Annotated in this window: 10 protein-coding genes; 3 read left to right on the top strand and 7 right to left on the bottom strand. The window is 69.3% G+C overall.

Features of this window, described 5'->3' with window-relative positions; all coding sequences use genetic code 11:
* Positions 1–194 precede the first annotated feature (194 nt).
* From MMF94_RS38220 to MMF94_RS38205, 4 genes are all read right to left on the bottom strand, one after another.
* Positions 195–869 carry a GntR family transcriptional regulator gene (locus tag MMF94_RS38220; RefSeq protein WP_241042369.1) on the bottom strand — a complete coding sequence of 225 codons (675 nt, stop codon included), beginning with the start codon at positions 867–869 and terminating at the stop codon, positions 195–197.
* A 24-nt stretch (positions 870–893) separates the two neighbouring features.
* Positions 894–1,862 (bottom strand): 2-hydroxyacid dehydrogenase, encoded by a 969-nt coding sequence (locus MMF94_RS38215; protein WP_241042368.1) that lies wholly within the window; start codon positions 1,860–1,862, stop codon positions 894–896.
* On the bottom strand, positions 1,859–2,791 hold the full coding sequence (locus tag MMF94_RS38210) for an HpcH/HpaI aldolase/citrate lyase family protein (protein WP_241042367.1): 933 nt from the start codon (positions 2,789–2,791) through the stop codon (positions 1,859–1,861). Before MMF94_RS38210 ends, MMF94_RS38215 begins: the two co-directional genes overlap by 4 nt.
* 163 nt (positions 2,792–2,954) lie before the next feature.
* Positions 2,955–3,677, bottom strand: coding sequence for a CoA transferase (locus MMF94_RS38205; protein WP_241042366.1), 723 nt, complete (start codon positions 3,675–3,677; stop codon positions 2,955–2,957).
* A gap of 298 nt (positions 3,678–3,975) precedes the next feature.
* On the opposite strand from MMF94_RS38205, the gene glnA reads away from it, so the two are divergent.
* Positions 3,976–5,391 carry a type I glutamate--ammonia ligase gene (gene glnA, locus MMF94_RS38200; RefSeq protein ID WP_241042365.1) on the top strand — a complete coding sequence of 472 codons (1,416 nt, stop codon included), beginning with the start codon at positions 3,976–3,978 and terminating at the stop codon, positions 5,389–5,391.
* Here the strand turns inward: glnA and MMF94_RS38195 are convergent.
* The 3 genes from MMF94_RS38195 to MMF94_RS38185 are packed head-to-tail and all read right to left on the bottom strand — an operon-like array spanning position 5,379 to position 7,860.
* Positions 5,379–5,648, bottom strand: a complete 270-nt coding sequence (locus MMF94_RS38195; RefSeq protein ID WP_241042364.1) for a hypothetical protein — start codon at positions 5,646–5,648, stop codon at positions 5,379–5,381. The two genes, glnA and MMF94_RS38195, sit on opposite strands and share 13 nt — an antisense overlap.
* A 59-nt stretch (positions 5,649–5,707) precedes the next feature.
* Positions 5,708–6,808, bottom strand: a complete 1,101-nt coding sequence (gene amrS, locus MMF94_RS38190; protein WP_241042363.1) for an AmmeMemoRadiSam system radical SAM enzyme — start codon at positions 6,806–6,808, stop codon at positions 5,708–5,710.
* A gap of 5 nt (positions 6,809–6,813) precedes the next feature.
* A complete protein-coding gene (locus tag MMF94_RS38185) occupies positions 6,814–7,860 on the bottom strand; it encodes an alpha/beta fold hydrolase (RefSeq protein ID WP_241042362.1) in 1,047 nt (348 codons plus the stop codon).
* Positions 7,861–8,092: 232 nt separating this feature from the next.
* On the opposite strand from MMF94_RS38185, the gene mmuM reads away from it, so the two are divergent.
* Together mmuM and MMF94_RS38175 are read left to right on the top strand one after the other, a co-directional pair.
* Positions 8,093–8,986 carry a homocysteine S-methyltransferase gene (mmuM, locus tag MMF94_RS38180; protein WP_241042361.1) on the top strand — a complete coding sequence of 298 codons (894 nt, stop codon included), beginning with the start codon at positions 8,093–8,095 and terminating at the stop codon, positions 8,984–8,986.
* Positions 8,987–9,234: 248 nt separating this feature from the next.
* Entirely contained in the window at positions 9,235–9,795 is a 561-nt protein-coding gene (locus tag MMF94_RS38175) for a manganese efflux pump MntP (RefSeq protein ID WP_241042360.1), read from the top strand.
* The last annotated feature ends 10 nt before the right edge of the window (positions 9,796–9,805 follow it).

The raw sequence follows: 9,805 nt of genomic DNA, 5'->3' as shown, positions 1-9,805 counted from the left end.
AGAACGCGGCCTCGATCGCGGCCCTGTTCCTCACCACCGAGGCCGTCATCGCCGACAAGCCGGAGAAGAACCCGGCCTCGGCCGGCGGCGACCCGACAGGAGGGATGGACTTCTGAGCCATGGGGCGCCGGGCCGGTTCGCTCGTCCCGGCCCGGCGTCCCTGCTCGCGCACGTGCGGATACACGCCGCTGAGCTCAGGTCTCGGGGGCGCCGATGGCCCGCAGGTGTTCGATGGTGGCGGTCTTGCCGCGCTCGATGTGGTCGAGCATCGCGGTGGCGGCCTCGTCGCCCCGCCGGGCGAGCAGTGCGTCGGTGACGGCCGCGTGGTCGTCGACGGAGCGGTGGCGGCGGTGGATGAACCAGATCGCCTGGTACGGCACGCCCGTCCAGAGGCGGTCGATGAACTCGTCGAGGAACGCCGAGTGCGCCGCCTCGTAGACGGTGCGGTGCCACAGTGCGTTGAGATCGACGATCACGCCCTGTCCGCCGTCCTCCTTCTCGGCGGCGGCGCGGAACTCCTCGTGCAGGCCGCGGATCTCCTCGAGCTCCCCGGCCGTCGCGCGCTCGCTCGCCAGCCGGGTGGCGAGCGGCTCCAGGGTCTCGCGCAGCAGGTAGATCTCCTCGGCCCGCGGGATGGAGTACCGGGTGACCACGTGGCCGTGGTGCGGCCGGTACTCGACGAGCCCGTGGGCCTGGAGCATGCGCAGCGCCTCGCGGATCGGCGTCAGGCTCATCTGCATCTCGTCCGAGAGACTCTGCAGAGTCAGCTTCGCGCCTCCCGCGAGCCTGCCGCGCTCGATCTGCCGCCGGATCACGGTGAAGGCCTCCTCGGCCTTCGTCACCGACCCGCGATCCCGCTTCCCCGGCATCGAGCCCCTCCCGTCGGTGGATGGTCAGGAGGACGGTACTGAGATGGGAGTGGGCGCGTCCTTCCCCGTGAGCACCGCGACGACGTTGTCCACGGCCAGTGCGGCCATGCGGGTGCGCGTCTCGACGGTGGCCGACCCGAGGTGCGGGGCCAGCACGACGTTATCGAGGCGCCGCAGGTCGTCGTGCACCTCGGGCTCGTTCTCGTAGACGTCCAGGCCGGCGCCCGCGATGGTGCCGTCGGCGAGCGCCGCCGCCAGCGCCGCCTCGTCCACGATCGGGCCACGTGCGGTGTTGATCAGGTACGCGCCGCGCTTCATGGCGCGCAAGGCGTCGGCGTCGACGAGGTGTCGGGTCTCCGGCGTGAGGGGGCAGTGCAAGGAGACCACATCGGACGTCGCCAGCAACTCGTCCAGCGGAAGCGGGTGCGAGCCGTCGACATCGACGGACCGGCGGGAGTGGTGGACGACGTCCATGCCGAAGGCGGCGGCCCGCCGCGCCACGGCCCGGCCGATGCTCCCCATCCCGATGATCCCCAGCTGCTTGCCCTGCAGCCCCGATCCGAGCATGAAGGCGATGTCCCACGACCACGGCGTGCCGGACCGGACGAGGCGGTCGCCCTCGGCCACCCGCCGTGTGACGGTCAGCAGCAGGGTCATCGTGAGATCGGCGGTGGCGTCGACCAGCACTCCGGGGGTGTTGGAGGCGAGCACGCCACTGCGGGTGATGGCGGGAACGTCGAGGTTGTCGTAGCCGACGGCGGTGTTCGCGACGATCTTCAGGTCCGGGCCCGCGGCGGCGATGACGTCGTCGTCGATCCGATCGGTGAGCATGCTGATGATCGCGCTCGCCCCGCGCACGGCCCCGTGCAGCTCGTCGACGGTCAGCGGCCGGTCGTGCGGTGACACCCACACGGAACCGACGGAGTGCAACGGTTCGAGTGCCGCGGGCGGAAGTGCGCGGGTGACCACGATCCGCGGGGTCTCGGGGCTCATATGGTGGGCGTCCTCGGGCTCTGGTCGATGCTGCGACCTGCGGCTTCTTCGGCGAGCAGGGCGCGGGCGCGGTGGGCGATCGGGTAGTCGACGAACGTACCGTCGTCGAGGCGGATCGAGGAGACGCCGGCAGCCTCGGCCTCGCGGAAGGCCTCGTCCACCCGGCGGGCCCACCGGAGCTCCTCGGCGCTCGGCGCGAACGCCGCGGCGACGACCGGGATCTGCCGGGGGTGGATCACCTGCTTGCCCCCGAATCCCAGCCGCCGCGCGCGAGCCGCGGACCGGGCGAGCCCGTCGGCGTCGTCGAGGTCGAGGTGGGGTCCGTCGATCGGCCGGGGCCGTCCGGCGGCCGCGGCGGCGAGCACCACCTGCGACCGCGCGACGAACAGTTCCTCACCGTCGGCGGTGGGCGTAACCCCGAGCTCGCGGGACAGGTCCGCCGGGCCGAAGGCGAGCGTGTGGACCCGCGGGTCGGCCGCGGCGATGTCTCTCGCCTCGGCGATTCCCGCCGCGGTCTCGACGAGCGGAACGATCCTGGTCCGGCCCGGCTCCATGCCCGCGCGGGCCTCGGCTTTCCCGAGGAGTGCGGCCGCGGCGCGGACCGCGGCCGGGCTGGAGCTCATCGGGACGATCACGAGGTCGACGCGGCCGAGCACGGGTTCGAGCGCCTCGACGTCGGCTTCGGCGAGGCCCGTGTCGACGGCGTTGATCCGCACGGCGATCACCGGCCCGTCCGGCGGCAGGGTCGCCAGCGTCTCCGCCACGGCCTGCCGGGCTGCCTGCTTCCGCGAGAGCGCGACGGCGTCCTCGAGGTCGATCGCGATCCCGTCGGCGCCCGCGGCGGCGGCCTTGGGGATGCGGTCCGGCCGGTCTCCCGGGACGAAGAGCAGCGTGCGCAACCGCAGCGGCTGCGCGCTCGGCACGGTCATCGGATCAACACCCTTCTCACTCGGCGTCGGCGGGCCGGCCCACCCGGACTCGACCCGGCGTGGAGTGCTCCCCGTCGATGAACGTCATCACACCGGTCATCGGCTCGACGATCCACTCTCCGGTCATCGAGGTGTCCACGCCGTCGGCGAGCGCTCGCTGCGTTCACCGGGCGAGCGGGTGCCGGTCGGTCCGATGACGCCATCGGCCATGAGTTGTGCGAGCTCCGCAGGCCGGCACCCGAGCCGGTCGCGCAGGATCTCGTCGTTGTGTTCGCCGAGCAGCGGCCCGGCGCTGCGGATGCGTCCGGGCGTGCGGGTCAGGTTCGCGATCAGCCCTTGCATCCGCAGCGGTCCCAGGCCGGGGTGCGTCGCCGGTCCGTTCAGCGTGGCGCAGCGCGATCATCGTGGCGAACGCGCCTGCGAAGCCGGAGATCGCCTCGGCCAGGGTGCCGAAGCCCGGGCGGTAGCGGTACGGCCCGGTCTGGCCGAACCCCGAGACCCGCACGACGACGAGCCGCGGGTTGATGCGCAGCAAGTCCTCGGGGTCGAGGCCCCAGCGTTCGAGCGTGCCCGGCCGGAAGTTCTCGACGAACACATCGGCCTCCGCCAGCAGTTGCCGCAGCATCGCGGCACCGCGCGGGTCGGACAGCGCGAGCGTGATCGCGCGCTTGTTGCGCCCGACGAGTGCCCACCACAGCGACTCGCCGTCCTTGCGCCACTCCCAGGAACGCAGGCCATCGCCGTGGGGATGCTCGACCTTGACCACGTCGGCGCCGAAATCGCCCAGGAGGGTCGCGATCATCGGACCGGCGTAGATCGTCGCGGCGTCGACGACCCGCACGCCGGAGAGCGGGAGCTCCGCAGCCGCCTCAATCGTGTCAAACATTTGATAAAAGCTATGCCGGGCCCCGTCCCCTGACAAGCCCCGCCGTCGGAGCACCCAGGAGCGTCTCCTGGTGGCCGGGCGGGCCGGCTCGCCGCCGAGCCGGGGATCCAGCGAATACCGGAGCCGTGATTCACGCTGATCATGAGTACGGCGTTACCATTCCTTTGCCTGTTCTCGTTTGTGGACGGTGCTCGGAGCCTGGGCACACGGTGATGTCCTCCGCCCCCGTTCTGGGCGCTGACGGGGGAACCCTGGAAAGATCTTCCAACGCACGGGCCAGGTTCACCAGGAGCTGGTTATGCCAGAAACGCCGCACGATGTCGTCGCACTTGCCCACAGCGCTGACGCGCGGATCGTGGACCTTCGGTTCTGCGACCTTCCCGGGCTGATGCAGCACTTCTCCATCCCTGTGGAGGAGCTCACCGAAGAAGGAATCGAGTCGGGCTACGGCTTCGACGGCTCCTCGATCCGCGGGTTCCAGGCGATCCACGAGTCCGACATGCTGCTGATGCCGGATCCGTCGACGGCCGTGATGGATCCGTTCCGCGATGTACCCACCCTCCAGATTCACTGCTTCGTCGTCGACCCCATCACGCGCGAGAGCTACTCCCGCGATCCCCGCCACATCGCCAGGAAGGCGGAGGCGCACCTGAAGGAAACCGGCATCGCCGAGGTGTCCTACTGGGGTCCCGAACTCGAGTTCTACATTTTCGACGGGGCGCGCTTCGACCAGAACCAGCACGAGGGCTACTACCACATCGAGTCGATCGAGGGGGTGTGGGCATCGGGGGATCCGGGGAGCCGCGGCTATCGACCCCGGTACAAGGAGGGGTACTTCCCGGTTCCTCCCATGGATCAGCACCAGGACCTGCGAAGCGAGATGGCCCTGACCCTCATGGCGCTGGGTGTTCCCATCGAGGTGCAGCACCACGAGGTGGGCACCGCAGGCCAGGCCGAGATGGACATGCGCTTCGCATCGCTGCTGGCCATGGCGGACAACGTCATGAACTACAAGTACGTGGTCAAGAGTGTCGCCTGGCGGGCGGGTAAGACGGCCACCTTCATGCCCAAGCCGCTCTTCGCCGACAACGGCTCGGGCATGCACGTCCACCAGTCGTTGTGGAGTGACGGGGAGAACCTCTTCTACGACGAGGCCGGGTACGCGGGGCTGAGCGACCTCGCCCGGTACTACATCGGCGGGCTCCTCGAGCATTCTCCCGCGCTGCTGGCGTTCTGTGCGCCGACCACCAACTCCTACCGCCGTCTCGTTCCCGGCTACGAGGCGCCGATCAACCTCGTCTACTCGCAGCGCAACCGCTCGGCCTGTGTGCGCATCCCGATGTACGTGCAGAGCGCCAAAGCGAAGCGCCTCGAGTTCCGCCCTCCCGACCCCACCGCGAACCCCTACCTCGCCTTCTCGGCGATGTTGCAGGCGGGCCTCGACGGAATCCGGAACAAGACCGAGCCACCCGAGCCGATCGACCGCGACCTCTACGAACTCGAGCCCGAGGAAGCAGGAGCGGTGAAACACGTGCCGGCCTCGCTGGAGGCGGTGCTGGAGGCGCTCGAGGCGGATCGCGACTTCCTCACCGAGGGAGACGTCTTCACCGACGACCTGATCGACACCTGGCTGGACTACAAGCGGACCAAGGAGGTGGACCAGATCCGGCTGCGGCCCCACCCCTGGGAGTTCATGCTCTACTACGACCTCTGACCGGCATCACGCGGCTTCGCTGAGTAGCCGCTCTCCTCCGGATCGTGACGCGGAACAGCGGCTATCCGGACGCGGGCGACGGCCAGATGGCGCGCGACCTCGCCGGTGATTCGTTCGGCGTCGTCCGACCAGCGTTTCGCTCGCTCGTCCTCGGACGACGACCGGTAGTTGCACATCAGTTCGTCGAGCGCAGCGAAGAGATCGGCAATGGCGACATATCGCGATGTCGAGTGGCGTGGCGCGTCGTGCTCCGCCATCTGTTCGTGATACACCCGCCCGGCGCTTCGTGGAAGCCCCCGAGGCGACGGATTCGTACTCAGTGCCGACCGACGGACACCTGCAGGCGGCGTGCTCCCCACTGCCCCGCCGGTCCGTCGTAGCGGCCGGGGATCGCGGCACCGCAGCTGGTGCAGCGGCCATCGCCGGTGACCTCGTAGCGGCCTATGACGTACCAGTCGCGCTCGACGACGACCGTGCCGCACGCCGGGCAGATGGTCTGGCCGCCTTCGGGGTCGTGGACGTTGCCCGTGTAGACGAAGCGCAGCCCGTGCCCCAGGGCGATGCGGCGGGCCCGGGTCAGTGTCGCCGGAGGGGTGGGCGGGACGTCGCGCATCTTGAAGTCCGGGTGGAACGCGGTGAAATGCAGCGGTACGTCCGTGCCGAGGTTGTCGGCGATCCAGGCGCACTCCGCGTCGATCTCGCCGTCGGAGTCGTTGTGCCCGGGGATGAGCAGGGTGGTGATCTCGAACCAGACGTCGGTGTCGTGGCGCAGGTACAGCAGTGTGTCCAGCACCGGCTGCAGGTGCGCGGCCGAGATGCGGTGGTAGAAGTCGTCGGTGAACGCCTTGAGGTCGACGTTGGCGGCGTCGAGGTGGGCGAACAGCGCCCGCCGGGGTTCGCCGGTGATGTAGCCGGCGGTCACGGCGATCGCCCTGATCCCTCTGGCGCGGCAGGCGTCCGCGACGTCCACCGCGTATTCGAGGAAGATCACCGGGTCGTTGTAGGTCATCGCCACGCTGCGGCAAGCGAGCCGCTCGGCGGCCTCGGCGATGTCGTCCGGGCCGGCGGCGTCGGTCAGCCGGTCGATCTCGCGGGACTTCGAGATGTCCCAGTTCTGGCAGAACCGGCAGGAGAGGTTGCAGCCCGCAGTGCCGAAGGACAGCACCGGGGTGCCGGGCAGGAAGTGGTTCAACGGCTTCTTCTCGACCGGGTCGACGCAGAACCCGCTGGACCGGCCGTACGAGGTGAGCACCACCTGGTCGGAGACCCGGCCCCGGACGAAGCACAGCCCCCGCTGGCCTTCGCGCAGCCGACACGCGCGGGGGCACACGTCGCATTGCAACCGGCCGTCGTCGAGCGGGTGCCAGAAGCGGCCGGCGACGGTGTGCCGGTCGTCAAGGCTGATCTCGGAGGTCATGCCGGTCAGCCGACCTCCTCCTTCAGCAGGTCGGCGATGCACGCGTCGATCTGCTCACGGTCGGTTGTCGTCATGCAGAACATCGCGAAGTGGGCCCAGAGGCTGTCGACGACCCGGAACTCGCTGTTCGGGATGAGCCGTTGCTCGGCCTCGCAGTCGGCCGGTGGGAAGAACATGTCGCGGGAGAACGGCACGACGTAGGTCTTCGCCGTGATCCGTCCGAGCGCCGCGGCGAGATCTCCGCCGGTGTGGCGGCTGACATCACCGTGGCGCCACTTCCAGCCCATCCAGATCAGGTTGTTGGGATCCATCGGGGCGAAGTAGGCCTCCCAGAACCGCTTGAGGAAGTCCTCGAGTGACGTGAACCCGACGCTGCGCCAGGCTTCCGAGTTGTAGAACTCCGGGCACAGCCCCATCACCGACCAGATCTGAGCGTGCCGGCGGAGCCCGACGTGCACGTCGCTCTGATCGCCGTAGAAGCCGTAGTCCCACGCGGGATCGGACTTCAGCGCATCCTCGTGCGAGCAGACGAAGAGGTAGTCGTGGGGAGTGGTCTTCGCCGTGCCGGCGAACGGCAGCGCCCTCTTCACCATGTCCGGGAACCGGACGGCCCATTCGTAGGTCTGCTCGGCACCCATCGACCAGCCGAGCACCAGCTCCAGGCGCTCGATTCCGAACTGCTCGGTCAGGAGTCGATGCTGGGCACGTACGTCGTCGCCGATGGTGACGTTCGGGAAGGCGCCGCCGTTGAACGGCGGTGGGGTGTTGCTGGGCGACGACGAGAACCCGTTCGCGAACTGGCCCGGCAGGACGATGAAGTACTTGCCCGGGTCGAGCGGCCGATCGCGGCCGATGAAGATCTCCATCGCCTTGGGCGTGCCCGACCACATGTGTGGGAACAGGACGACGTTGTCCTTGGCCTCGTTGAGCTCGCCGTGGGTCTTGTAGGCGAGCCTGGCGCCGGGGAGGGTGATTCCGCTCTCCAGCTCGTAGTCGCCCAGCTCGAAGTACTCGTGCGGGCCGTGAGTCTCCTCGGAGTAGTAGCTACCCATCTCGAATCCTCTCCTCCGGTCGCGGTAGTGGTGTCGGCGTCTCCGCGCGCTGTGAGGGTGAGACGCACGACGCGCCGGTTTCCGGCGGGGCTGACGGCCGCTGTGAGCGCGCCGCGGCGACTCAGGTCGTCCCATCGTGCTCGCGTGGAGGCGAGGGTCAATCGGCCATGTGGCCGTGGGGCAGCCGCACACAGCGCGGTGACCTGCGCGATCGCGTCAGTAGGGTGGACCGGTGGGCTTTCCCGGGCCGGAGGGCACCGTCCTGATCGGGGACGGTGGCCTGGCCACCGCACTCGAGGCGTGCGGCCACGATCTGTCGAGCGCGTTGTGGTCGGCGCGGCTGCTGCTCGACTCCCCGGAGGAGATCACGGCGGTCCATCGCGCGTTCTTCCGTGCCGGTGCCGACATCGCCACCACGGCGACCTATCAGGCGTCCTTCGACGGCTTCGCCGAGTACGGCCTCGACAGGACCGCAGCTGCGCGCATGCTGCGGCGCGGTGTGGAACTGGCTCAGGCGGCCCGCGCGGAGGTGGCGGCCGACGGGCGCCGGCGGTGGGTCGCGGCTTCGGCCGGCCCGTACGGTGCGGCCCTGGCGGACGGATCCGAGTACCGAGGTCGCTACGGACTGAGCGTGGCCGAGCTGCGGGCGTGGCACCGGCCCCGTCTGGAGGTGCTGGCCGAGGCCGGCCCGGACGTGCTGGCTCTGGAGACCGTGCCGGACGTCGACGAGGCCGAGGCCCTGGTGGCCGCCGTGGCCGGGATCGGTGTCCCGGCGTGGCTGACCTACAGCATCGACGGCGACCGCACGCGTGCCGGGCAGCCGCTGGCCGAGGCGTTCGCGGTGCTCGTCGGTGTGCCGGAGATCGTGGCGGTCGGCGTCAACTGCTGCGCGCCGAGCGATGTGCCGGCGGCGATCGCGATCGCCCGCGAGGTCACCGGGAAGCCCGTGATCGTCTACCCGAACAGCGGCGAGGGCTGGGACGCCCGGCGCGGGGAATGGACGGGGAAGGCGCGATTCTGCGGGCAGGACGCCCGGCAGTGGATCGCGCAGGGTGCTCGTGTCGTCGGCGGGTGCTGCCGCGTGGGGCCCGCCGACATCGCCGCGCTCGTCGACGCTCGGGACTGAACACCGCGGCCGGGCGCGAGCCGGTCACTGTCCGGTGAGGCGAGCCGGGGGTCAGCCTCGCGATATCAGATGATGACGATTCTGGCGATATGCGCGATCCGTTTCCGGTGTCAGCGAAAGACGATTCGTCGGGCTGGAAAATCGGGTGCCCTAAGGCTGAGTCGAAGATTGAATGCCGCGGGGCGCGGAACTAGGGTGGGACACATGAGAGAGCGACGCTGTCGTCGTAGTGCCTGTCATGTGGGTCGGTGGCTGAAATCCGCAGCCACATGATCGTCGAGCTCCTCGTTCTCGGGTTCTTTCTCAGCTTGGACAACTTCCGGGTCGCGATCGCGCTCGGCACGGTTCCGTTCAGTGTTCGTCGATCCCTGCAGGTGGCCCTGGTGTTCGGGCTGTGGGACGGAGTGATGCCGCTCGTGGGCCTGATGCTCGGCAACTACGTCAGCCAGAGCACCGGCACCGTCGCCGAATATGTGGGGTCGGCCGCGCTGGGTGCCTATGGCCTGTACCTGCTCATCGGAGCGTTGCGAAAGCCGGAACCAGAGGAGATCGACCATCCATGGGCACTGTTCGGCATTCCGCTGTCGCTGAGCCTGGACAATCTTCTCGCCGGCGCAGGCTTGGGATTGCTCGGATTCGCTCCCTGGATCTCGGCGACGGTATTCGGTCTCACCACGGCGGTGATGTCGTTGGTCGGGCTGCACGTCGGGCGAGTGGCGGCCCGTCTCATCCGTATCCGCTCCGATCTGCTGAGCGGTGTGGCGCTCATCGTCGCAGCCGTTGTGCTCCCGATAGCGTTCGGGAACTAGCGGTCGGGCC

Source organism: Pseudonocardia alaniniphila, from assembly GCF_022524485.1.
Lineage (GTDB): Bacteria > Actinomycetota > Actinomycetes > Mycobacteriales > Pseudonocardiaceae > Pseudonocardia > Pseudonocardia alaniniphila.
Note: the sequence above shows the minus strand (reverse complement) of the source record. Positions and strands in the feature narration are given on the sequence as shown.